Annotated in this window: 19 protein-coding genes and 1 other annotated feature; of the genes, 9 read left to right on the plus strand and 10 right to left on the minus strand. The window is 56.8% G+C overall.

From position 1 onward, the window contains the following. The 7 genes from urtD to atzF all read right to left on the minus strand — a co-directional run bounded on the left by urtD (window position 1) and on the right by atzF (window position 11106). Window positions 1–792, minus strand: coding sequence for an urea ABC transporter ATP-binding protein UrtD (gene urtD / locus VI01_RS16615; RefSeq protein ID WP_045815946.1), 792 nt, complete (start codon window positions 790–792; stop codon window positions 1–3). Further along, entirely contained in the window at window positions 785–1861 is a 1077-nt protein-coding gene (gene urtC, locus VI01_RS16620) for an urea ABC transporter permease subunit UrtC (protein WP_045815947.1), read from the minus strand. The genes urtD and urtC overlap by 8 nt, the downstream gene beginning before the upstream one ends. Further along, window positions 1861–3426 carry an urea ABC transporter permease subunit UrtB gene (gene urtB / locus VI01_RS16625; RefSeq protein ID WP_045815948.1) on the minus strand — a complete coding sequence of 522 codons (1566 nt, stop codon included), beginning with the start codon at window positions 3424–3426 and terminating at the stop codon, window positions 1861–1863. Before urtB ends, urtC begins: the two co-directional genes overlap by 1 nt. A gap of 258 nt (window positions 3427–3684) precedes the next feature. Beyond that, complete coding sequence (urtA, locus tag VI01_RS16630) at window positions 3685–4953, minus strand: urea ABC transporter substrate-binding protein (RefSeq protein WP_034826208.1); 1269 nt, start codon at window positions 4951–4953, stop codon at window positions 3685–3687. Between the two features lie 28 nt (window positions 4954–4981). Beyond that, a complete protein-coding gene (locus tag VI01_RS16635) occupies window positions 4982–5680 on the minus strand; it encodes a GntR family transcriptional regulator (RefSeq protein ID WP_038649195.1) in 699 nt (232 codons plus the stop codon). 9 nt (window positions 5681–5689) lie between these two features. Beyond that, the gene (gene uca, locus VI01_RS16640) at window positions 5690–9307 is read right to left on the minus strand and encodes an urea carboxylase (protein ID WP_045815949.1); all 3618 of its coding nucleotides are present in this window, start codon (window positions 9305–9307) and stop codon (window positions 5690–5692) included. A gap of 2 nt (window positions 9308–9309) precedes the next feature. Then, complete coding sequence (atzF, locus tag VI01_RS16645) at window positions 9310–11106, minus strand: allophanate hydrolase (RefSeq protein ID WP_045815959.1); 1797 nt, start codon at window positions 11104–11106, stop codon at window positions 9310–9312. Between the two features lie 256 nt (window positions 11107–11362). Here atzF and sltY point away from each other — a divergent pair, with 256 nt between their 5' ends. Together sltY and trpR are read left to right on the plus strand one after the other, a co-directional pair. Then, entirely contained in the window at window positions 11363–13282 is a 1920-nt protein-coding gene (gene sltY, locus VI01_RS16650) for a murein transglycosylase (RefSeq protein ID WP_045815950.1), read from the plus strand. 44 nt (window positions 13283–13326) lie between these two features. Next, complete coding sequence (gene trpR, locus VI01_RS16655) at window positions 13327–13650, plus strand: trp operon repressor (protein WP_038649187.1); 324 nt, start codon at window positions 13327–13329, stop codon at window positions 13648–13650. On the opposite strand, the gene yjjX is transcribed toward trpR, so the two are convergent. After that, entirely contained in the window at window positions 13651–14169 is a 519-nt protein-coding gene (gene yjjX, locus VI01_RS16660; protein WP_045815951.1) for an inosine/xanthosine triphosphatase, read from the minus strand. Window positions 14170–14220: 51 nt separating this feature from the next. Here yjjX and gpmB point away from each other — a divergent pair, with 51 nt between their 5' ends. Beyond that, window positions 14221–14868 (plus strand): 2,3-diphosphoglycerate-dependent phosphoglycerate mutase GpmB, encoded by a 648-nt coding sequence (gene gpmB, locus VI01_RS16665; protein ID WP_045815952.1) that lies wholly within the window; start codon window positions 14221–14223, stop codon window positions 14866–14868. A 187-nt stretch (window positions 14869–15055) separates the two neighbouring features. On the opposite strand, the gene robA is transcribed toward gpmB, so the two are convergent. Continuing rightward, window positions 15056–15937 (minus strand): MDR efflux pump AcrAB transcriptional activator RobA, encoded by an 882-nt coding sequence (gene robA / locus VI01_RS16670; protein ID WP_045815953.1) that lies wholly within the window; start codon window positions 15935–15937, stop codon window positions 15056–15058. A gap of 194 nt (window positions 15938–16131) precedes the next feature. Between robA and creA the strand changes: the two genes are divergently transcribed. After that, a complete protein-coding gene (gene creA / locus VI01_RS16675; protein WP_034826184.1) occupies window positions 16132–16605 on the plus strand; it encodes a protein CreA in 474 nt (157 codons plus the stop codon). A gap of 48 nt (window positions 16606–16653) precedes the next feature. On the opposite strand, the gene arcA is transcribed toward creA, so the two are convergent. Further along, window positions 16654–17370, minus strand: coding sequence for a two-component system response regulator ArcA (gene arcA / locus VI01_RS16680; protein WP_034826183.1), 717 nt, complete (start codon window positions 17368–17370; stop codon window positions 16654–16656). Window positions 17371–17979: 609 nt separating this feature from the next. Between arcA and VI01_RS16685 the strand changes: the two genes are divergently transcribed. The 5 genes from VI01_RS16685 (at window position 17980) to thrC (ending at window position 23709) form a co-directional block, all read left to right on the plus strand. After that, window positions 17980–18669, plus strand: coding sequence for a tRNA/rRNA methyltransferase (locus VI01_RS16685; RefSeq protein ID WP_045815954.1), 690 nt, complete (start codon window positions 17980–17982; stop codon window positions 18667–18669). 202 nt (window positions 18670–18871) lie between these two features. Further along, window positions 18872–18943, plus strand: coding sequence for a thr operon leader peptide (gene thrL / locus VI01_RS25610; protein ID WP_128601299.1), 72 nt, complete (start codon window positions 18872–18874; stop codon window positions 18941–18943). After that, window positions 18879–19001: a sequence feature (Thr leader region), on the plus strand. It overlaps the preceding gene by 65 nt. Before the next feature lie 26 nt (window positions 19002–19027). After that, window positions 19028–21490: a bifunctional aspartate kinase/homoserine dehydrogenase I gene (gene thrA, locus VI01_RS16690; protein WP_038649169.1), complete on the plus strand. Its 2463-nt coding sequence runs from the start codon at window positions 19028–19030 to the stop codon at window positions 21488–21490. 2 nt (window positions 21491–21492) lie between these two features. Beyond that, window positions 21493–22422: a homoserine kinase gene (gene thrB / locus VI01_RS16695; RefSeq protein WP_045815960.1), complete on the plus strand. Its 930-nt coding sequence runs from the start codon at window positions 21493–21495 to the stop codon at window positions 22420–22422. 3 nt (window positions 22423–22425) lie between these two features. After that, window positions 22426–23709: a threonine synthase gene (thrC, locus tag VI01_RS16700; RefSeq protein WP_045815955.1), complete on the plus strand. Its 1284-nt coding sequence runs from the start codon at window positions 22426–22428 to the stop codon at window positions 23707–23709. The last annotated feature ends 74 nt before the right edge of the window (window positions 23710–23783 follow it).

Below are 23783 nucleotides of genomic sequence, written 5' to 3' on the forward strand. Positions count from 1 at the left end.
TTAGCGCCCCAGATAAACGTCGATGACCCGATCGTTCGCCTGCACTTCGCGTAACGATCCCTCTGCCAGCACCTGGCCCTGATGCAGCACCGTGACGTGATCGGCAATAGTCTCGACAAAACCCATGTCGTGTTCCACCACCATCAGCGAATGCTTGCCCGCCAGACTACGGAACAGCTCGGCGGTGTACTCGGTTTCCGCGTCGGTCATACCCGCCGCGGGTTCGTCGAGCAGTAGCAGATGCGGGTCCTGCACTAACAACATGCCGATTTCGAGAAACTGCTTCTGACCGTGCGACAACAAGCCCGCTTTGCGCTGGCGTTCACCGCTCAGCCGCAGCAGTTTTAGCACCTCATCGATGCGATCCTGCTGTTCGCTGTTGAGTCGTGCGCGCAGGCTAGCCCACACCGACTTATCGTTTTTCAGCGCGATTTCCAGATTCTCAAACACCGTTAAGGCTTCAAAAACCGTGGGTTTCTGGAACTTGCGGCCAATGCCGGCCCGAGCGATCTCCACCGACGACATGCGGGTGAGATCGGTGTCCTGGTCATAGATCACTTGCCCGTTATCGGGACGGGTTTTGCCGGTGATCACATCCATCAGCGTGGTTTTGCCCGCGCCGTTGGGGCCGATCACACAGCGCAGTTCACCGACGCCGATCTTCAGTGACAGATCGGTAAGCGCGCGGAAGCCATCGAACGAGACGTTGATCTTCTCCAGTTGCAGCACCGGATCGCTCTGATCGCGATGGCGGTCCGCCGGATGGGGTTGGGTAAACAGTTGCTCAGTCATCACGCCTCCGGCGCAGCAGGCCAATCACACCACGCGGCAGGAACAGCGTGACGAGGATAAACATCAGGCCGAGGAAGAACAGCCAATATTCCGGGAAGGCCACGGTGAACCAGCTTTTGGCTCCGTTTACAATCGCGGCCCCTAAAAGCGGGCCAATTAAGGTGCCGCGCCCGCCGAGTGCCACCCAGATAGCCGCCTCAATCGAGTTGGTCGGCGACATTTCACTGGGATTGATAATGCCGACCTGCGGCACATACAGCGCACCCGCAAGACCGCATAACACCGCCGACAGCGTCCAGACAAACAGCTTGAAGCCTTTGGGGTCGTAACCGACAAACATCAAACGGTTTTCTGCATCGCGCACGGCGGTGAGCACCCGGCCAAATTTGCTGCGCGCCAGTGCGAAGCCAATGCCAAGGCTGATTAACAACAGCAGCACGGTGGCGACAAACAGTCCAATACGCGTGCCGGTGGCGGTCACGTTAAAGCCGAGCAGGGTGGTGAAACCGGTAAAACCGTTGTTACCGCCAAAGCCCGTTTCATTACGGAAGAACAGCAACATGCCTGCATAGGTCAGCGCCTGCGTCATGATCGAGAAGTAAACGCCTTTGATTTTTGAGCGGAAGGCGAAGTAGCCGAACACTAGCGCCAGCAAACCCGGCACCAGCATGATCAGACACAGCGCCCAGGCAAAGTGCTGGGTACCCGCCCAGAACCACGGCAGCTCATTCCACGACAGGAACGACATAAAGGCTGGTAAGCCCTCGCCCGATGCCTGGCGCATCAGGTACATGCCCATCGCATAGCCACCCAATGCGAAGAACAGGCCGTGTCCAAGAGACAGCAATCCGGCATAGCCCCACACCAGATCCAGCGCCACTGCGACAATCGCATAGCAGAGGATTTTGCCGATCAAGGTCAGCGTATAGGTGGAAATTGCCAGCGGATGCGTGGCCGGTAGCAGAGCGCAGAACGGCAGCACCAGCAGCAGCAAGGTGATCACGATGCCGAGGCTGATGCTGAGGCGCGGCGCTTTGCGCGTCAGCGTTAACGTCAGGGGTTGGCTCATCAGTCTATTACCCTCCCTTTGAAGGCAAACAGGCCCTGTGGACGTTTCTGAATGAACAGCACGATCAGCACGAGGATGAGGATTTTACCCAGCACCGCACCAATCTGCGGTTCCAGCACTTTGTTGAGGATGCCCAGACCAAAGGCGGCAACCACAGTCCCCGCCAGTTGGCCTACGCCGCCCAGCACCACCACCAGGAAAGAGTCGATGATGTAACCCTGGCCGAGTTCCGGGCCGACGTTACCGAGTTGCGACAGCGCCACGCCGCCCAGTCCGGCAATGCCGGAACCCAGACCAAACGCCAGCATATCGATGCGCCCGGTTGGTACGCCGCAGCAATCGGCCATGGCACGGTTTTGCGTCACGGCGCGCACGCTCAGGCCCAGACGCGTTTTATTGAGCAGCAGCCAGGTGAGGCCCAGCACGGCAAATACAAACAGGATCACCGCAATGCGGTTGTACGGCAGCACCAGGTTAGGCAGCACTTGCCAGCCGCCAGACAGCCAGCTTGGGTTAGCCACTTCCAGGTTCTGTGCGCCAAACAGCATGCGCACCAGTTGGATCAGCATCAGGCTGATGCCCCAGGTAGCGAGCAGGGTTTCCAGCGGGCGGCCGTATAAATGGCGAATGATGGTACGCTCCAGCAGCATGCCAATGCCTGCGGTGATCAGAAATGCCACAGGCAGCGCCAGCAGCGGATACCACGCCAGCCACTGCGGTGCGAACTGCTGGAACAGGTTTTGTACAAACCAGGTGGCGTACGCGCCGAGCATCAGCATCTCACCGTGCGCCATGTTGATCACGCCAAGCAGGCCGTAAGTGATCGCCAGACCCAGCGCAGCCAGCAGCAGGATCGAGCCGAGTGACAGGCCGGTAAACGCCTGACCGAACAGATCGCCCCACATCAGGCGATGTTTGATTTGTTGCAGGCTCTCCGTGGCCGCGGCGCGCACCTGCGCATCGGGTTCGTTGCTGGCCTGCGTTAAGCGATTGAGGCTGGCCTGCATATTAGGATCGCTGGATTCACCGAGCAGCGTGACGGCTTTGAGGCGTACGGCGGCATCCGGGCTGGCCAGTTGCAGGTTGGCGGCGGCCATGGCGAGCACGGCGTGAACCTGAGTGTCTTTTTCCACGGCGAGGCGCTGTTCGATCAGCGGCAACTGATCGGCCGCTCCATCGTTTTGCAACTGTTGTGCGGCACGCAGGCGGATAGCCGGATCATCGCTCACCAGCTGGTGGGCGGCGAGGGCGCTGGCGATTAACACGCGCAGCCGGTTGTTCATAAACAGCTTTTTGGTTTCACCCGTCGGCTGTTGTGCGCTGTCCAGCGGGATGAGTTTGTCATCCTGCTTGCTGAACGGCTGTTTATTTTGGTCGATGACCATGCTTTCGTTACGCAGCGCCTGCAGCAGCGGCAAGCGGCTGGCTTGCGGAGTGGCCGCCCACTGTTGCAGCAGATTGGCCTGTTCAGTGCGGCTGGCGGCGGCGAAATCAGCGCCATCGCCCGCCTGGGCGAGCCACGGCAGGAGCAGCAGCAGACAGCAAAGATAACGGCGGAGGATCATGGTTATCGTCCTGTTACGGTGGTGCAGTGTTGAAAACGGTCGCCATGAATGACGACCCTACGTTGTCCGGGCAAAGTTTGCAGGGCCACCCTAATTGACGACCCTACGTTGTCCGGTGCATTTTCATAGGGAACGCATTCATGAACGCCGGGTTAAATACGGACTCATTGGCTTAAGTGAGCGTCATTACGTCATGAATGACGCCTCGACATTATCCGAGCGAAGTTTGTAGGGTCGCCCTTGAAGGCGACCACGGCATTACTTCGTCGATTTCACTGGATAATCCGGCTTCTTATCATTACCAGCGATATACGGGCTCCAGGGCTGAGCGCGGATTGGCTTATCGGTCTGCCACACCACGTTGAACTGACCGTTCTCTTCCACTTCACCGATCATCACTGGCTTATGCAGATGGTGGTTGGTTTTATCCATGGTCAGCGTGAAGCCGTCCGGCGCTTTAAAGGTCTGTCCGGCCATCGCCGCACGCACTTTGTCCACATCGGTGGTCCCCGCTTTTTCTACCGCCTGCGCCCACATATGGATGCCGACATAGGTCGCTTCCATCGGGTCATTGGTCACCACGGTACCTGCGTTCGGCAGGTTGTGCGCTTTGGCATAAGCACGGTAATCCGCCACGAATTTCGCGTTAGTTGGGTTATCCACCGATTCGAAGTAGTTCCATGCGGCTAACTGACCCACCAGCGGTTTGGTATCAATCCCGCGCAGTTCTTCCTCGCCAACCGAGAAGGCGATTACCGGAATATCCGTGGCTTTGATGCCCTGGTTAGCCAGCTCTTTGTAGAACGGCACGTTGGAGTCACCGTTGATGGTGGAGATCACGGCGGTTTTGCCACCGGCGGAGAACTTCTTGATGTTAGAAACGATGGTCTGATAATCGCTGTAACCAAACGGCGTGTAGACCTCTTCAATGTCTTTATCCTGAATGCCTTTGGTGTGCAGGAAGGCGCGCAGGATCTTGTTGGTGGTGCGCGGGTAGACGTAATCGGTACCCAGCAGGAAGAAGCGCTTGGCGCTGCCGCCGTCTTCGCTCATCAGATATTCCACCGCCGGAATCGCCTGCTGGTTAGGGGCGGCACCGGTATAGAACACGTTTGGCGACATCTCTTCGCCTTCATACTGCACGGGATAGAACAGCAGGCCGTTCAGCTCTTCAAACACCGGCAGCACCGACTTACGTGAGACCGAGGTCCAGCAACCGAATACTGCCGCGACTTTATCCTGCGTTAACAGCTGGCGCGCTTTTTCCGCGAACAGCGGCCAGTTAGATGCCGGATCGACCACCACCGGTTCCAGCTTTTTGCCCAGCACGCCGCCTTTGGCGTTGATTTCATCAATGGTCATCAGGGCCACGTCTTTCAGCGGCGTCTCGGAGATCGCCATGGTGCCGGAAAGCGACGACATGATGCCGACTTTGATGGTATCAGCGGCCTGGGCACCAAAGGTAAAGCCCAAACTGGCCACAGTGGCGGAGAGCGCAAAAGCTTTTAGCAACGAACGTCTTTTCATCGTTAACCCTCTAAATGTGTTAGTGTTTTTATTCAATGGGTTGAAGCCGGGCCTGCTGTAACATATGCAATGTGATCTTTCTGACCTCTGCCTTACTGACAGCGATGTGGTCGGTTAAAATGCGTTGTGCCTCCTCGGTTTTTTGCTGAAAAATCGCCCGTAAAATCTGAGCGTGTTCGCGGTATGTCGCATCTACCCGGTCGTCACGGGTAAAGTCGAGACGACGGATGATGCGGATTTTTTCGGTCAGTTCGGCGTGGATGCGTGCCATCTCCTGATTGCCAGCGGCGGCCACCAGCGCCATGTGAAAGGCTTCATCGTGCGCCGACACCGCTTTGCCATCCTCAAGGCGTGGCGCATCGATCCAGAAGCCTTTCAGTTCGGTCAGGATCTCCGCACAGGCCAGCGGTGGCAGCGCGCACAGGCGGCGTACTGCTTCGCGCTCCAGCACGGTGCGGAAGTCGTACAGTTCCTCGAAGTATTCGAAGTCGAACGGCTTCACCTGCCAGCCGCTGCGGAACCACACTTCGACATAGCCCTCGCGCTCCAGCCAGAACAGCGCCTGACGCACCGGCGTGCGGCTCACGTCGAGCCGATCGGCGATTTCGTTTTCGCTAAAGCGGTCACCGGGCATCAAACGAAACTCAAAAATGTCTTGTTTCAGTGCCTGATAAACCTTCTCCGCCAGTGCTTCTGGGCGGCCTTTGCTACGTGGGCTTTGATTCATGTGAATTCCTTATTCCAGCCACAGCAAGGTATCGCCCGGACTCACCGGACGTCCTGCCTGGCAGGCGATGCGTTTCACCGTGCCGGCCTGCGGCGCGACAATCGCCAATTCCATTTTCATTGCTTCGACGATGATCAGCGTCTGACCGGCTTCCACCGCGTCACCTGGCTGCACCAGCACTTTCCAGATGTTGCCGTTCATATCGGCACAGACCGCCAGTGCATCTTCGTCGGCTTCCGGGGCCATCAGCGTCTCTTCACTGGTCAGCGGCGCGTTCTGCTCTTCCTGCGCCCATAGCGTCACTTCCTGTTCGAAAGCGGCTGACTGGCGCTGACGGAATTCGGCAATCGAGTCGGCGTGTTCAGCGAGGAATTGCTGGTGGGCAGCGAAATCAAACAGGGTTTCTTCGATGCGTACCGTGGCGCGGCCTTCGCGGAAGTCATCGCGTAGCTGAATGAGTTCATCTTCGGTCACCGGATAGAAGCGCACCTGATCGAAGAAGTGCAGCAGCCATGGCTCATCCGCCGCGAACTGGTCGTTCTTGAGGAATTTGTTCCAGATTGGCAGCGTACGACCCACCAGTTGATAGCCACCAGGGGAATCCATGCCGTAGATGCACATGTACATCCCGCCAATACCGACCGTCCCTTCGGCGGTAAAGGTACGTGCCGGGCTGTATTTGGAACTGAGCAGGCGATGGCGCGGGTCGATCGGCACGGCACAAGGCGCACCGAGATAGACATCGCCCAGGCCGAGGATCAGATAGCTGGCATCGAAAAGGGTATCGCGCACCGCTTCGCGATTCTCCAGCCCATTAATACGCTGGATAAAATCGACGTTGTTTGGCAGCCAGGGCGCAGTGGCCCGAACGGTTTCTTTGTAACGCTCGACGGCACCGAGTGTGGCGCTGTCTTCAAACGCCATTGGCATCCAGACAATACGTGACGGCACCTTCAGCTGGCTGACATCACCGAGTCCGGCTTCCAGTTCCAGCAGCAGATTCATCAGCTGTTTCTGGCTGAGGATCAGGCTGTCATAGCGCACCTGCAATGAGCGCACGCCAGGCGATAGCTCTTCCACGCCAGGCACCGCACGTTCACGCAGCGCATTCATCAGCAGATGCACACGCAGACGCAGCGCCAGATCCAGCACGTTATCGCCGTACTCAATCAGCACGTATTTATCCCCGGCCTGGCGATACACGGCAGCAGGCGTGGTGGACGTCGCAGGTAATGCCGCCAGCAGGGTAGCAGAGCCGATGTTACTGGCCGCCAGTGAAGGCACCTCAAAGGCTGGCGCATGAGTGCTGCGCAGAGTTTCCACGCTGTGCGCCTGCGCTTTCTCCAGCGCCACCGCTTCGTCAGCGCTGATCGGGTGGAAGCGAATGCGGTCGCCCGGTTTTACCTGACCGACTTTCCACAGCTCCGCTTTAGCAATCGTCACCGGACAGACGAAGCCACCGAGGCTCGGGCCGTCATGGGTCAGGATCACCGGGAAGTCACCGGTGAAGTTCACCGCGCCAATCGCGTATTCGCAGTCGTGCACGTTAGAAGGGTGCAGCCCGGCTTCGCCGCCGTTGGCACGCGTCCAGGTCGGTTTTGGCCCGACTAAACGTACGCCGAGGCGGTTGGAGTTGTAGTGCACCTGCCAGTCGCTGGCAAAGAACTCGTCGATGGCAGCCTGGGTGAAGAAATCCGGTGCGCCGTGCGGGCCGTACAGCACGCCGATGCGCCATTCGCTGCCATAGTGCGGCACCAGCGCGTGATCGAGCGCTTGCGGTTCACTGATCGGCGCGGGCGTGGTGCAGGCGGCCAGCAGCGGCTGAGAGATCGGCAGCATATCCGCGACGCGCAGGGTGCGTCCGGCATGGCCGCCAAACTGGCCGAGTGAGAAGGTTGAACGGCTGCCAAGATATTCCGGCACATCGAAACCGTTGCGTACCGCCAAATAAGTGCGGCAACCGCTCTGAGCGCGGCCCAGCGTCAAGGTTTGCCCTGCTTTGACGCTGATTGGCTGCCAGTAATTGAGGCTGGCGCCATCCAGTTCTGCCGGGCAATCCGCGCCGGTTAGCGCAATCACCGCATCGCTGTGGAAACGCAGCGTCGGGCCTTGCAGAGTGAATTCCAGCCCGGCGGCGCTGTCGTGGTTGCCGACAATGCGGTTTGCGAGGCGGAAAGCAAAGTCATCCATCGGGCCTGAAGGTGGCACGCCAATATCCCAATAGCCGAGGCGGCCAGGGAAATCCTGGATGCTGCTGAAGGTACCCGGTTGCAGCACTTCAATCACGCTGGCAGACGGCGTAAAACTGTCGAGGAAACGCGTCCAGACTTTGCCGCTGCTGAACGCTTCGGTGGCAACAATCTGGCGCAGATAATCGAGGTTGGTGGCGATGCCGTGCAGCTGCGTGGCATCCAGCGCCTGCTGCATTTTCGCCAGCGCCGCCTCACGCGTGTCGGCGTGAACGATCAGTTTGGCAATCATCGGATCGTAAAACGCTGAGACTTCGGTGCCGGTATCGATCCAGCCATCGACGCGCACGCCATCCGGGAAACTGACGCCGGTCAGGGTGCCGGGACTTGGCTGGAAGTTTTTCAGTGGATCTTCGGCGTAGATACGCACTTCAATCGATGCGCCTTTGGGTGCCTGTTGCAGTCGCGCCCAGTCAATGGCATCACCGGCGGCGACTTGCAGCATGCACTCCACCAGATCGAGCCCGGTGACACACTCCGTCACCGGATGCTCAACCTGCAAGCGGGTGTTCACTTCGAGGAAGTAGAACGCATCCTGTGCGGCGTCGTAGATGTATTCCACGGTACCGGCGCTGCGATAGCTCACTAGCTCGCCCAGACGCACGGCCGAAGAGAGCAGTGCCTCACGCGTAGCCTGCGGCAGGTTCGGTGCCGGGGTCTCTTCCACCACTTTCTGGTTGCGACGCTGCAATGAGCAGTCACGCTCTCCGAGGGCGATCACTTTGCCGCTGCCGTCACCAAAAATCTGCACTTCAACGTGGCGCGCGCGGTCGATAAAGCGCTCCAGGAACACGCCTGCATCACTGAAAAACTGTTCGCCGAGACGACGTACACTTTCCCACGCGTTACGTAGCGCATCGGCGTCGTCACAGCGGGTTAAGCCAATACCGCCGCCGCCCGCCGTGCTTTTCAGCATCACCGGATAACCGATGTTTTCTGCCGCGCTGAGCGCCTCTTCCAGCGAGTTGAGCAGCGGTGTGCCAGGCGTCATCGGCACACCTGCGCTGTCCGCCAGTTCACGCGCGCGGTGCTTCAGGCCAAACTCGCCAATCTGCTGCGCCGTCGGGCCAACAAACGCAATCCCCGCTTCTTCACAGGCGGCGGCAAACGGCAGGCTTTCGGAGAGGAAGCCGTAGCCTGGCCAGATGGCTTCCGCGCCGGTCTCTTTGGCGGCGGCCAGAATCTTATCGATGCGCAGATAGCTGTCGCTGGCTTTATCGCCACCCAGCGCGATCGCCACATCGGCTTCTTTGACATGGCGCGCGTTACGGTCGGCATCGGAGTAAACGGCGACGCTCTTCACACCAAGACGTTTCAGGGTGCGAATCGCACGGCAGGCGATTTCGCCACGGTTAGCGATCAGTACGGTGCTGAACATGGTTATTTACTCCCCTGAGAGGCCAGCCAGTTGCGCCAGCCGCCGAATTCGGTAATTTCCAGCGCCTGCGACAGCACCGCCGGTTCACAGATAAAGCCTTTCACCACGCGGCCATCAGCCAGCGTCAGTGAGCCAATGCCGAGCGGTGCCGGGATTTCCGCCACGAATTCGCCAAAGCGTGCCAGCGGGATATCCCACAGTTCCACGGTGATGGCTGAGCCGCTTTCAGCGCGCAGCAGGCCGGGTTTTTTAATCGGGCCATCAAGTAGGGCAAACAGACGGTAGTGGCTGGCGGTTTGCGTCTCCTCCACCAACACGGCGTTGCGGGTGGTGAGCTGGAAATTCAGCGGCATGCCGGTGAGGTGCGCACCGACCACCGCCACGCGCACGTGATCTTTAGAAACGGGCAATGCGGCATGTTGCATCGGCTGAGCTTTGCCAGTGGCGCCCAACGTCAGCGCCATCTGCTGCTGCCACTTCAGGCCGAAGCCTGCTAATGCGCGATCTTGCCAGGCCGGTGCAATCAGCGTGATGCCAGCAGGCAGGCCATCCGCGCGGAACGGGCCAGGTAGCGCCAGCGCGCTGAGATCAGCGAGGTTAGTGAAGTTGGTGTAGGTGCCAAACTGCGAGTTGTAGTGCACCGGTTCCTGCTTCATCTCTTCCAGCGTGTGAATGGTCGGCGAGGTCGGTACCACGACCGCATCGAACTGCGCCAGGGTTTGCTGGATTTGACGCGTCAGCTCAGCGCGCAGGTATTCCGCCTGGTAAGCCTCGACGGCGGTGTATTTCAGGCCACTGCTGACAATGCCGTACACCACCGGGTCCATCTCTTCCGGGCGATTGATCATCTCACCGACAGCGACAGTGCGCTCGGCAACCCACGGGCCGTAATAAAGCTGTTCCGCCAGTTGGTGGAATGCGGTGAAGTCGATCGGATGCAGCGTCGCGCCGCCCGCTTGCAGTTGATCCAGTGCACGTAACCAGGCTGCTTCGGCCTGCTTATCACCAAAGAATTCAGGCGTGGCGGGAATGGCGAAATCAGGTTGAGCCTTGAAGCTGGCAGGCGCGGTGTGCGGATTGCTGCGCGAGTAGGCATCTCCGGCATCGTAACCGCCTGCAGCGGTGGCAACGGCGAAGGCATCTTCTACGGTCAGGGCGAAGACGGAGATGGTGTCATTCAAACGGCAAGCAGGCACGACGCCGCTGGCCGAGAACCAGCCTTTGGTCGGTTTAAGACCGACGATGTTGTTAAAACCTGCCGGGACGCGGCCGGAACCGGCGGTATCGGTGCCCAGCGAGAAGCCCACCAGGCCGCGTGCCAGCACCGAAGCAGAACCGGAGCTGGAACCGCCGCTCACATATTCGGGGTTAAAGGTGTTGCTGACTGCACCGAACGGAGAACGCGTGCCGACTAACCCTGTGGCGTATTGGTCGAGGTTGGTTTTACCGATCACCACCGCACCGGCTGCTTTGAGCTGTGCGACCACAAAGGCATCGGTTTCAGCCGTGTAGGTTAAGGCCGGGCAGGCGGCACTGGTCGGCCAGCCTGCCACATCGATATTGTCTTTCACCGCAAACGGCACGCCAAACAGCGGCAGTGCAGCGGGATTGCGCAAGTAGCTGGCCAGCAAGGGTTCAATTTGCGCCTGCAATTGAGCGGGCGAAGCGACATACAGCCAGGCGTTATCCTGCTGGTCGATGGCGTCGAGGTGTGCTGCCAACAAGGTGCTGATGCACTGTGGGTCCTGCTGGTAGCGGTGTTGCCAATCCTGAAGCGTGTATCCGAAGGTTGCTGCCATGAGTGAATTCCAACTGGTATACAAGATGGAATTCAACAGAGCAAAGCGCGTGCCATTTTTGTAAGTAAATGAATAGTCGTAGCTAATTGATATGACATAAGATTTTGTGATGATAATTTGCACAGTCACAGCGCAGACGGTGTGCAATCACGGTGCGCCTGCGTAAATTTTGTGAAGAACATGGCAAGAGACCGTTGGCCTGGTTAGCATGAGTTAAGTCTGGCATGAGCTGGATCGCAGCAGAGAGGAGAGCAGAGTGGAGAAGTGGCGTAACTGGATGATAGGGATCTGTCTGGTCAGCACGGCAAGCAGCGTGTGGGCCGACTCGCTGGATCAACAAAGACAGCGCTATGCGCAAATCAAACAAGCCTGGGATAACAATCAAATGGACCAGGTCTCGCAGCTGATGCCAACGCTGCAGGATTATCCGCTCTATCCGTATCTGCAATACCGTTTGCTGGCGCAGGATCTCGATCAAGAGACGCCGCTGGCGGTGAAGAATTTCATTCAGCAATATCCAACGCTGCCACCGGCGCGTTCGCTCTCGACACGCTTCGTCAACGTGCTGGCACATCGTCAGGACTGGCAGGGCGTATTGAGCTTCAGCCCGGATGAGCCAAAACCGGTGCAGGCGCGCTGTAACTGGTATTACGCCAAGTGGGCTACCGGCCAACAGCAGGTAGCGTTTGATGGCGCGAAATCGATCTGGCTACGCGGTTCCGCGTTACCTAATGATTGCGATCAGCTGTTCTCGGTGTGGCAAGCGTCCGGACAGATGTCGCCGATTACCATTCTCGAACGTATTCGCCTGGCGATGAAAGCCGGCAACGACAGTCTGGTCAATTACCTGGCCAAAATGTTGCCCGCGGATTACCAGACCACCTCCAGCGCGCTGATTGCGCTGCAGCAAAATCCGCAGACCGTCACCACGTTTGCCAGTAGCCTCGGTCCGACCGATTTCACTCGGATGGCCACCAGTTATGCCTTTGCCCGCGTCGCGCGTGAAGACATGGATAATGCGCGCATGATGATCCCGCAACTGGTACAGGCGCAGAAAATGAGCCCGGCGGAAGAGCAGGATCTGAAGGAAACCGTGGTGTGGCGCATGATGGGCGCGAATCTGACTTCCGAGCAGGCGCGCTGGCGTGATGCAGTGGTGATGAACAGTGAATCCACTGCGCTGGTGGAACGCCGTGTGCGGCTGGCACTGAGTCAGAATGATCGTCGTGGACTGAACACCTGGATCGCTCGTTTACCGGTTGAAGCCAAAGAAAAAGATGAGTGGCAATACTGGCAGGCCGATCTGCTGATTTCTCAGGGGCGCAAAGAAGAAGCCGATGAAATTCTGCGCAAGCTGATGCAGGCTCGTGGTTTCTACCCGATGGTGGCGGCGCAACGTCTCGGTGTGGAATATCCATTGCAGATCGACCAGGCCCCGGCGGCAGACAACTCGGTGGTGCAGGGGCCTGAACTGGCGCGCGTGCGTGAGCTGATGTATTGGGGGCTGGATAACCTGGCGCGCAGTGAGTGGGCCAATCTGATCTCCAGCAAGACCCATTCGCAGCAGCAGATGCTGGCGCGTTACGCCAACGAGCAGGACTGGTGGGATCTCAGTGTGCAGGCCACTATTACCGCGAAAATGTGGGATAGCCTGAAAGAGCGCTTCCCGCTGGCATGGCGCAATCTGTATCAGCAATACACCAGCGATAAAGGTATTCCGCAGAGCTATGCTATGGCGATCTCCCGCCAGGAGAGTGCGTGGAATCCGAAAGCGCGTTCGCCGGTTGGTGCCAGTGGCTTGATGCAGGTGATGCCAGCAACGGCCAGCCATACCGTGAAGATGTATAACATCCCCGGCTATGTGAACAGCAGCCAGTTGCTCGACCCACAGACCAATATTCAGATTGGTACGCAGTATCTGGAATACGTCTATCAGCAGTTCGATCAGAACCGCATCTTCTCCTCGGCAGCCTATAATGCCGGGCCGGGCAGGGTTCGCAGCTGGTTGAATAACAGCGGTGGCAAACTGGATGCGGTGGCGTTTATCGAAACCATTCCGTTCTCGGAAACACGCGGCTACGTGAAAAATGTGCTGGCGTATGACGCCTACTACCGTTACTTCATGGGCAAGCCGGATAAGATTCTCGCCGATGGCGAGTGGAATCGCCGTTACTAGCTGTGCTATGCTTCCGTACTCGCTAATGAGTACGGAAGCCCTTCATGAGCCAACCTCTTTCTTCCCAGCCGGATGCGGCTCAGCCTGTTGAAGATAACTGGCTGCGTTTTATCGATTTGATGCAGAACGCTTTCGCGGACGGTGTGTCGTTGCCTTTGTTGCAACTGATGATGACGCCCGATGAACGTGAAGCGTTTGGCACGCGCCTGCGCATTATTGAAGAGCTGATGAACGGCGACATGAGCCAGCGTGAGCTGAAGAATGAGCTGGGTGTCGGTATCGCCACCATTACGCGTGGCTCCAACAGTCTGAAAGAGGCGCCTCCCGAGCTGAAACGCTGGCTGGAAGCGCGCTTAGGCCGCCATTAATTATTGCTGATACAGCGGATGGGTGAACGGGCAGAGTGCCAGTATCAGCGCCTGATGGTAAACGCTGGAGCGGCTGAGCAGGCCGTTGGTAAACGCACCGATGGCACCACCTTTCTGCTTAATATTATCAACGCCAGTTAAGCGCGCCATCTCGTGACCGAGTTCGTGTCCGGCGGCTAATCCCTCCATGACAATCGGCGGCAAGGTGAAGCTGGCGGAGCGTGATTCGCCGCGCTGATGGGCGTTTTCAATCACCATCCATGCAAAAGCACAATCGCCTTCGATACCGGCTTCAATCGCTACCCAGTAGTCAGATTCAGGACGCTGCAAACGCGCATTCGCCACGCGGGTACGTGCGCCAGTTCGCGTTTCGACATCGCTTAACGGCTGTGCGGCAACGCCGCTCTCGACCTCGACCCCTTCAATATGGCAGGATCCTTCACCAAAGACGTCGTTGAACGCCTGAGCAATCGCGCGAATTTTTGCCGGGTTGATGGTGGCTGCGACAACGTGGTACATAATTGTTTGAACCCTCAAGGCAAATTTGTCGCAGTATAACGGAAATTAAGCATGCTACAGGTCTATCTTGTTCGTCACGGCGAAACGGTATGGAATGCGGCCCGACGCATTCAAGGTCAATCCGACAGTCCGCTGACGGAAAAAGGTGAGCAACAGGCCCAACAAGTGGGCGAACGGATGAAATCGCAGGGGATCACCCATGTGATTGCCAGTGATTTAGGCCGCACGCGCCGCACCGCCGAGATCATCGCGGATGCCTGCGGTTGTACGGTCACGGTTGATGCACGTTTGCGTGAGCTGAATATGGGCTGTCTCGAACAGCGTCCCCTTGATGGCTTAACGCCGGAAGAGGAGAGCTGGCGTAAAACGCTGGTGGATGGCACCCAGGACGGCCGTATTCCTGGCGGTGAATCGATGCTGGAGATGGCGACGCGCATGCACGACGCGCTGAACGCGTTGCTCGAACTGCCAGCGGGCAGCCGTCCGTTGATTGTCAGCCACGGTATGGCGTTAGGCGTGTTAGTGAGTACGCTGTTGGGATTGCCGGCGCACGCTGAGCGCCGTTTGCGCCTGCGCAACTGCTCTATTTCACGCGTGGATCATCAGCAGAGCGCGTGGCTGGCAGCAGGTTGGGTGGTCGAGACGGCAGGCGATGTGTCGCATCTGGATGCCCCTGCGCTGGATGAGTTGCAGCGTTAATTGTCATCCGGTTTCGGTGCGCATGAATGCGTACCCTACAAATTCGTGGGGGTGTGATGAATACGCACTCTGCCAAATTGCGGGTTCGTGATCAACGCGCACGCGGTTAAATCGTAGGGTCGTCATTTATGACGACCTGCCGTGATTGAAGCCAAAAAAATGCCGTCATCATGACGGCATTTTCATATCAGCGATTCTGCTGCGGGCGAATGGGAATCAGGTATTCGCAACGGATTTCCGTTGGCGGCTCGCTGCGTTTCTTACCGCCATGCGTGAAGAAGCGCTCAATATCCTGACCCTGGCGACGCACCAGACCCAACGTTGGCATGCAGGTGCCGTACAGCAGCAGGATAAACTCACCCAGCGCGCTGCGCGCACCGTTATAGGTGAACTGCACGTAATCCCCGGCTTCGAGAATCACATTTTGATTCGACTGCATGCTCAATGCCTGCTGATCGGCAGGCACTGCCGTGGTGTAGAGAATCTCCTGCTCGTCATCCTTTTCATGGCTGGCACGTACCTGATGCAGACCGTATAACACCGGTGGCACGGTATCGGTTTCCAGCAGGAACTGTTTCCAGAAGTGGATGCGCATTTCGTCACGGTAGCTGGAAATTTGCTCCAGCGTACAGGTGTAACTCTGCGTTTGCCCGACCAGCACCGTTTCCGGCAGCGTGACAAACGTGGCCTCAGGGATGTGGTGATCGTCCAGACGAATCGGCGGACGAATGCCGAAGGAGTTCCATTCCGATGAGCGACGATACCAGGCGGGCGTTTGATTAAACTGCTTTTTAAACGCTCGGGTAAAAGTCTGCTGTGAATCGAAGCGGTATTGTAAAGCGATGTCGAGGATCGGGCGGCTGGTCAGGCGCAAGGCCACAGCAGCTTTCGACAGGCGACGCGCGCGGATGTAAGCGCCGATGGCGTGGCTCGTCACTTCCTTGAACATACGCTGCAGGTGCCACTTGGAATAGCCCGCTTTCAACGCAACATTATCGAGTGAAAGGGGTTGATCCAGATGGCTCTCCAGCCAGACAAGCAAATCGCGAATGATACCGGCTTGGTCCATAAAACATCCTCATAACTCTCTGGTGGCGCAACTATGAAGTCGTCGAATAATAGCACGAAATGCACAAAAGCGTGGGGGCGGTTTGTCAATCGGCTGTGCTAAATCAATGCGGGTTACAACCCGTTTAGGTTTGGTTCCGGGTTCGATTGACAGTACATTACAGTCTCATCTATTCGATTGCCAATGGTAACTCAATGACAATAACTCGCTTTCTTATAATCACGCTTGCAACTTGTCTCTTCAGCGCGGGCGTTCAGGCCGAGGAGATCGGCTCGGTAGACACGGTTTTCAAGATGTTTGGCCCCGACCATAAGATCGTGGTGGAAGCCTTCGACGACCCCGACGTAAAAAATGTAACCTGTTATATCAGCCGGGCGAAAACCGGTGGGATCAAGGGCGGATTAGGTCTGGCGGAAGATACTTCCGACGCGGCCATCTCCTGCCAGCAGGTTGGGCCTGTAGAGCTTAGCGATAAAATCGCACAAGGCAAGGCGCAAGGAGAAGTGGTGTTCCAAAAGCGCACTTCATTGGTCTTTAAGAAGCTGCAGGTAGTGCGCTTCTATGATCAAAAACGTCATGCGCTGGTTTACCTGAGCTACTCAGATAAAGTGGTGGACGGTTCGCCGAAAAATGCGCTGAGCGCTGTGCCAATCATGCCGTGGCATTGAGGCATAAAAAAACGCCCTGATGGGCGTTTTTCTTTTACTGCAGCAAACTTAATCCTGCAATTCACCACAGAAGCGGTAACCTTCGCCATGAATGGTGGCGATGATTTCTGGCGTATCCGGGGTGGATTCGAAATGCTTACGAATGCGGCGGATGGTGACATCCACGGTGCGGTCATGCGGCTTCAGCTCACGCCCCGTCATCTTCTTCAGCAGATCGCCACGGGTTTGAATCTTGCCCGGGTTTTCGCAGAAGTGCAGCATCGCGCGGAACTCACTGCGTGGCAGCTTATACTGTTCACCGTTCGGGCTGATCAGTGAGCGGCTGTTAATATCCAGCTCCCAGCCGTTAAAGCGATAGCTTTCAACCGCGCGACGTTCTTCGCTTGGCATCGCCAGATTCATGGTGCGCGATAACAGGTTGCGTGCACGAATCGTCAGCTCACGTGGGTTAAACGGTTTAGTGATGTAGTCATCGGCGCCAATCTCCAGGCCGAGGATTTTATCCACTTCGTTATCACGACCTGTCAGGAACATCAGCGCAACGTTTGCTTGTTCACGCAATTCGCGTGCCAGCAGCAAACCGTTTTTGCCTGGCAGGTTGATATCCATGATCACCAGATTGACGTCATTTTCCGTCAAAACCTGATGCATCTCGGCGCCGTCGGTGGCTTCATAGACCACGTAACCTTCCGCCTCAAAAATACTTTTGAGGGTGTTACGCGTGACCAGTTCGTCTTCAACGATAAGAATGTGCGGGGTCTGCATGTTTCGCTACCTAAAATTTGCCAACAAATCGAAAACAGGGCGTACGATGGCTGCGTTTACTGTTCATCAAAACAGCGTGCCTTACGCAACCGGTGTACGAAATAATCTTCGGAATACACCATCCATCTATGTCAACTTCAGTGTTAGCTCAGCCAGTCAGGATGAATATTTGCGTGCCCCGTGGGTATCGGACTGGCGCTTATCCTAACCGTATTAACAGCAACCTAACAGCACCAACAACAACCGATAAGCATAAAAACAACGCTTCGTTGACTTATATCAAATGCAAGTGTAGCACGTTAACACTTTTATGAAAAACTTCTCCAGGAATGCCAGCTTAGCTCACAAAAAGCAGCATTTTTGCTACATTTTGGCTGCATAACGGTAAAACTAAAACCTGCAAGAAATAATATTTTAATAATATGAAAAACAATAGATTTATATTAATTAAGCGTGGAAATTTTAGTTATATCCCACAATATCTTCTCCCCATCGCTTTTATCCTCTTTTAACATCCTTAACATCTTATTTTCTCTTGTCCGTGCGGTTGGTATTTTTGCCACTGCGTGCCAACATAGGGCGAGTTGTTAACAGTTCGATGGAAAAATCATGCATTTCCCCCTGATCCTTGTCTCACCCGCCCGTCCGGAAAATATCGGCGCGGCCGCTCGTGCCATGAAAACCATGGGTTTTAGCGAACTGCGTATTGTTGCCAGCGATGCCTGGCAAGACCCGGCTGCGCGTCGAGTTGCGCACGGTGCCGGTGAGATTCTCGATAATGTCAAAACCTACGCCACGCTGAGTGAGGCGCTGGCCGATGTCGATTTCTCGGTCGCCACCACCGCCCGCAGTCGTGCGAAGTTCCGCTACTACGCCACGCCGGCGCAAGTCGAAACTATTCTGCAAGAGAAGCGCCAGTGGCTGAGCCGAATCGCGCTGGTGTTTGGTCGTGAGGACAGCGGCTTAACCAATGAAGAGCTGGATCAGGTCGATCTGCTGACCGGCATTCCGATGGCCAATGATTACCCTTCACTCAACCTCGGACAGGCGGTGATGGTGTATTGCTATCAGCTGTCGGCGCTGAATCAGGTCGCGGCAGAAGTGAAAGAGGTAGCGAACGAACACCAGCTGCAGGCGCTGCGCGAGCGCTTCCACCAACTGCTGGTGAAGCTGGATGTCAGCGACGATGCCAAAATGGCGGACTGGATCAATCAGCGTATTGGCCTGCTGGAGCAGCGCGATAGCGCCATGCTGCATCGCCTGCTGCACGACGTAGAAAAAAAACTTATAGATAAATAATCGGTGAATATCGGATTTAATAGTGACAGATCGGGAAACCGGGCGATCGCTTGAACGATCCCAATATGATTTACGCGCAGAAACCGAACTCTGCGCAGTCGCCTTAAAATCGCGGCTAAGACAAATTCGTTGACTTAACGTGCGCTTTGCTTTACTTCTGGAAGGCAGACGGACAAGACAAAGACAGACAGAAAAAATCTCAATGCGTAATCACAGCCTGAACACCACAATTATTATTACCACCACCATTACCACAGGTAACGGTGCGGGCTGACGCATACAGGAAAAACAAAGAAAAAAGCCCGCACCTAAACAGTGCGGGCTTTTTTTTCGGCAAAAATTCAGGAGAGCTTCAATCATGCGAGTGCTGAAATTCGGCGGAACCTCAGTAGCCAATGCGGAACGTTTTCTCCGCGTGGCAGATATTCTGGAAAGCAACGCGCAACAGGGACAGGTTGCTACCGTGCTCTCTGCGCCAGCGAAAATCACCAATCATCTGGTGGCGATGATTGAGAAAACCATTAGCGGCCAGGACGCACTGACGAATATCAGCGATGCCGAACGGATTTTTGCCGACCTACTGCAGGGCCTGGCGGAGGCACAGCCGGGCTTCGATTATGATGGCCTGAAAACCCGCATTGAGCTGGAATTTGCCCAGCTGAAACAGGTGCTGCACGGCATCAGCCTGCTGGGCCAGTGCCCGGATGCGGTGAATGCCGGCATTATCTGTCGTGGTGAGAAGCTTTCTATCGCCATCATGGAAGCGCTGCTGCAGGCGCGCGGCCACAAAGTCACGGTGATCGACCCGGTGGAGAAACTGCTGGCTGTCGGTCATTACCTTGAATCCACCGTGGATATCGCCGAATCAACCCGTCGCATCGCGGCCAGCCAGATCCCTGCCGATCACATGATCCTGATGGCGGGGTTCACCGCCGGTAACGAGAAGGGCGAACTGGTGGTGCTGGGCCGTAATGGCTCTGATTACTCGGCAGCGGTGCTGGCGGCATGCTTGCGTGCAGATTGTTGCGAGATCTGGACTGACGTAGACGGCGTTTATACTTGCGACCCGCGCCAGGTGCCGGATGCGCGACTGCTGAAGTCGATGTCCTACCAGGAAGCGATGGAGCTGTCTTACTTCGGTGCAAAAGTGCTTCATCCACGCACCATCGCGCCGATTGCCCAGTTCCAGATTCCTTGCCTGATCAAAAATACCGCTAACCCGCAAGCGCCCGGCACCTTAATCGGTGGCGAAGGCGAGCTGGATGAGAACCCGGTGAAAGGCATCACCAACCTGAATAATATGGCGATGTTTAACGTCTCCGGTCCGGGCATGAAAGGCATGGTCGGTATGGCAGCACGCGTGTTTGCTGCGATGTCGCGCACCGGCATCTCAGTGGTGCTGATCACCCAATCCTCTTCTGAATACAGTATCAGTTTCTGCGTGCCGCAGAGTGAGCAGGCGCGCGCGCGCCGTGTATTGGAAGAGGAGTTCTATCTGGAGCTGAAAGATGGCCTGCTGGATCCACTCGATGTGCTGGAGCAGTTGGCGGTGATTTCCGTGGTCGGCGATGGCATGCGCACCTTACGCGGCATCTCCGCCAAATTCTTCTCGGCACTGGCACGCGCCAACATCAACATCGTAGCGATTGCACAGGGCTCTTCCGAGCGTTCCATTTCGGTGGTGGTAAGCAACGATGAAGTCACCACTGGCGTGCGCGTGGTGCATCAGATGCTGTTCGCCACCGATCAGGTGATCGAAGTGTTCGTCGTGGGCGTGGGCGGTGTCGGCGCGGCGTTGCTGGAGCAGCTGCATCGTCAGCAGGCGTGGCTGAAAGAGAAACATATTGATCTGCGCGTGTGCGGTATCGCCAATTCGCGTGCGCTGTTAACCAACGTGCACGGCATCGATCTCAGCAACTGGAAAGGCGCACTGAGCGAAGCCAAAGAGCCGTTCAATCTCGGTCGCCTGATGCGTCTGGTGAAGGAGTATCACCTGCTGAACCCGGTGATTGTGGACTGTACTTCCAGCCAGGCGGTGGCCGATCAATATGCTGACTTCCTCGCTGAAGGTTTCCACGTGGTGACGCCGAACAAAAAGGCCAATACCTCGTCGTGGAATTACTATCAGCAGATGCGTGCGGCCGCGGCGAAATCGCGTCGTAAGTTCCTGTACGACACCAACGTCGGTGCGGGTCTGCCGGTGATCGAAAACCTGCAAAACTTGCTGAATGCGGGTGATGAGCTGATCAAATTCTCCGGTATCCTCTCCGGTTCGCTCTCCTTTATCTTCGGTAAACTGGATGAAGGCGTATCGTTATCAGAAGCCACCAAAACAGCCCGTGAGATGGGCTTTACCGAACCGGATCCGCGTGACGATCTCTCCGGTACCGATGTGGCACGTAAACTGCTGATTCTGGCGCGTGAAGCGGGACATCAACTGGAACTGAGCGATATCGAGATTGAGCCGCTGCTGCCCGCTGAACTCACCGACATCGCTGACGTTGAGCAGTTTATGGCGCGCCTGCCGGAACTGGATGATGCTTTTGCCGCCCGCGTTGCCAAAGCGCGTGATGAAGGTAAAGTGTTACGCTTCGTCGGCGCCATTGAAGAAGGCGGCGTCTGCAAAGTGAAAATCGATGCGGTGGACGGCAACGATCCGCTGTACAAAGTGAAGAACGGCGAGAACGCGCTGGCGTTTTACAGCCGCTATTATCAGCCGATCCCGCTGGTTCTGCGTGGATACGGCGCGGGGAATGATGTCACAGCGGCCGGCGTGTTTGCCGACTTGCTGCGTACACTGTCGTGGAAGTTGGGAGTTTGATGATGGTAAAAATTTATGCACCGGCCTCAATAGGTAACGTCAGCGTCGGCTTTGATGTGCTGGGCGCGGCGGTTTCGCCGGTGGATGGCACCCTGTTGGGTGACTGCGTATCGGTAGAGGCGGCCGACAGCTTCAGCCTGGTGAACACCGGGCGCTTTGTCAGCAAGCTGCCAACCAATCCGCAAGAGAACATCGTTTATCAGTGCTGGGAACGTTTCTGCCAGGCGATTGGCAAAGAAGTGCCTGTCGCGATGACGCTGGAAAAGAATATGCCGATCGGTTCAGGTCTGGGTTCCAGCGCCTGCTCGGTGGTGGCCGGTTTGATGGCGATGAACGAGTTCTGCGGCAAGCCGTTGAACGATACCGAGCTGCTGGCCTTAATGGGCGAGCTGGAAGGGCGTATTTCGGGCAGCGTGCACTTTGATAACGTTGCGCCTTGCTTCCTCGGCGGTGTGCAGCTGATGATTGAAGAGAACGGTATCATCTCACAGGATGTGCCGTGCTTTGATGACTGGCTGTGGGTGATGGCCTACCCAGGCATTAAAGTCTCAACCGCTGAAGCACGCGCGATTCTGCCTGCGCAGTACCGCAAAGACGATGCCATCAAGCATGGCCGTCTGCTGGCGGGCTTTATTCACGCCTGTCATACCCGCCAGCCGCTGCTGGCAGCTAAACTGATGCAGGATGTGATTGCAGAACCTTACCGCACCAAACTGCTGCCGGGCTTCGCTGAGGCGCGCCAGGCGGCTGCCGACATCGGTGCGTTGGCCTGTGGTATTTCGGGCTCCGGTCCGACACTTTTCGCCGTTTGCAACGAGATGGCAACGGCACAGCGGATGGCAGACTGGCTGAGCCAGCACTATCTGCAGAACGATGAAGGCTTCGTCCATATCTGCCGTCTTGATACGGCTGGCGCACGTAACTTGGGATAACGCATGAAACTCTACAACCTTAAGGATCACAACGAGCAGGTTAGTTTTGCTCAGGCCGTTAAACAGGGCCTCGGCTCGCAGCAAGGGCTGTTCTTCCCGCTCGAACTGCCGGAATTCGAACTGACCGACATCGATGCGATGCTGGAGATGGATTTCGTCAGCCGCAGCAGCAAAATTCTCTCAGCTTATATTGGCGATGAGATTGCCGCGCACCAGTTGGCTGAGCGCGTGAAAAACGCCTTTGCCTTCCCGGCGCCAGTGGCGAAAGTCAGTGACGATGTGGCCTGCCTCGAACTGTTCCACGGCCCCACGCTGGCATTCAAAGACTTCGGCGGTCGTTTCATGGCGCAGATGCTCTCTTATGTGTCGGGCGCTGATGAGCAAATCACCATTCTGACCGCGACCTCCGGCGACACCGGTGCCGCGGTGGCCCATGCCTTCTACGGCATGGAAAACGTGCGCGTCGTTATCCTCTATCCGCAGGGCAAGATCAGCCCACTGCAGGAAAAACTGTTCTGTACGCTGGGCGGCAATATTGAAACCATCGCGGTGGAAGGCGATTTCGATGCCTGCCAGGCGCTGGTGAAGCAGGCGTTTGATGACGAAGAGCTGAAGAAAGCGATTGGCCTGAACTCGGCTAACTCCATCAACATCAGCCGCTTGCTGGCGCAGATTTGCTACTACTTCGAAGCGGTGGCTCAACTGCCACAAGAGCAGCGCAATCAGCTGGTGGTCTCCGTGCCAAGCGGTAACTTTGGTGACCTGACCGCTGGTCTGCTGGCGAAATCCCTCGGCTTACCGATCAAGCGCTTTATCGCGGCAACCAACGCCAACGACACCGTGCCACGCTTCCTGGGCAACGGTGAATGGCTACCGAATGCGACAGTGGCAACCCTGTCGAACGCCATGGATGTCAGCCAGCCGAATAACTGGCCGCGCGTGGAAGAGCTGTTCCGTCGTAAAACCTGGCGCCTGACCGAGCTGGTGTCTGGCGCGGTATCGGATGAGACCACCAAAGCCACCATGCGTGAGCTGGCGAAAATTGGCTATATCTCTGAGCCGCACGCGGCGATTGCCTATCGCATGCTGCGTGACAACCTGCAGGAAGGCGAATTCGGTCTGTTCCTCGGCACTGCGCATCCGGCCAAGTTCAAAGAGAGCGTGGATGAGATTTTGGGTCAGGAACTGCCGTTGCCGAAAGAACTGGCAGAGCGCGCTGAGCTGCCACTGCTGTCGCATAATATGACGGCAGACTTTGCTGAGCTGCGTAAGTTTTTGATGAAGTGATGCAGACAGACGCGCATTGATGCGCGTCAAAGAGAGGAAGGTCGCCCTGTTGGCGTAATGCTTGTCAGTTAAGA

Source organism: Pantoea sp. SM3 (genome assembly GCF_000963995.1).
Classification (GTDB): domain Bacteria; phylum Pseudomonadota; class Gammaproteobacteria; order Enterobacterales; family Enterobacteriaceae; genus Pantoea; species Pantoea rwandensis_B.

Coding starts and splice junctions, on each gene's coding strand:
- thrC (WP_045815955.1), top strand. CDS start 22,426: ATGAAACTCTACAACCTTAAGGATCACAACGAGCAGGTTAGTTTTGCT.
- thrA (WP_038649169.1), top strand. CDS start 19,028: ATGCGAGTGCTGAAATTCGGCGGAACCTCAGTAGCCAATGCGGAACGT.
- atzF (WP_045815959.1), bottom strand. CDS start 11,106: ATGGCAGCAACCTTCGGATACACGCTTCAGGATTGGCAACACCGCTAC.
- creA (WP_034826184.1), top strand. CDS start 16,132: ATGACAATAACTCGCTTTCTTATAATCACGCTTGCAACTTGTCTCTTC.
- trpR (WP_038649187.1), top strand. CDS start 13,327: ATGAGCCAACCTCTTTCTTCCCAGCCGGATGCGGCTCAGCCTGTTGAA.
- yjjX (WP_045815951.1), bottom strand. CDS start 14,169: ATGTACCACGTTGTCGCAGCCACCATCAACCCGGCAAAAATTCGCGCG.
- urtD (WP_045815946.1), bottom strand. CDS start 792: ATGACTGAGCAACTGTTTACCCAACCCCATCCGGCGGACCGCCATCGC.
- urtB (WP_045815948.1), bottom strand. CDS start 3,426: ATGATCCTCCGCCGTTATCTTTGCTGTCTGCTGCTGCTCCTGCCGTGG.
- VI01_RS16635 (WP_038649195.1), bottom strand. CDS start 5,680: ATGAATCAAAGCCCACGTAGCAAAGGCCGCCCAGAAGCACTGGCGGAG.
- urtA (WP_034826208.1), bottom strand. CDS start 4,953: ATGAAAAGACGTTCGTTGCTAAAAGCTTTTGCGCTCTCCGCCACTGTG.
- VI01_RS16685 (WP_045815954.1), top strand. CDS start 17,980: ATGCATTTCCCCCTGATCCTTGTCTCACCCGCCCGTCCGGAAAATATC.
- gpmB (WP_045815952.1), top strand. CDS start 14,221: ATGCTACAGGTCTATCTTGTTCGTCACGGCGAAACGGTATGGAATGCG.
- uca (WP_045815949.1), bottom strand. CDS start 9,307: ATGTTCAGCACCGTACTGATCGCTAACCGTGGCGAAATCGCCTGCCGT.
- robA (WP_045815953.1), bottom strand. CDS start 15,937: ATGGACCAAGCCGGTATCATTCGCGATTTGCTTGTCTGGCTGGAGAGC.
- arcA (WP_034826183.1), bottom strand. CDS start 17,370: ATGCAGACCCCGCACATTCTTATCGTTGAAGACGAACTGGTCACGCGT.
- urtC (WP_045815947.1), bottom strand. CDS start 1,861: ATGAGCCAACCCCTGACGTTAACGCTGACGCGCAAAGCGCCGCGCCTC.
- thrB (WP_045815960.1), top strand. CDS start 21,493: ATGGTAAAAATTTATGCACCGGCCTCAATAGGTAACGTCAGCGTCGGC.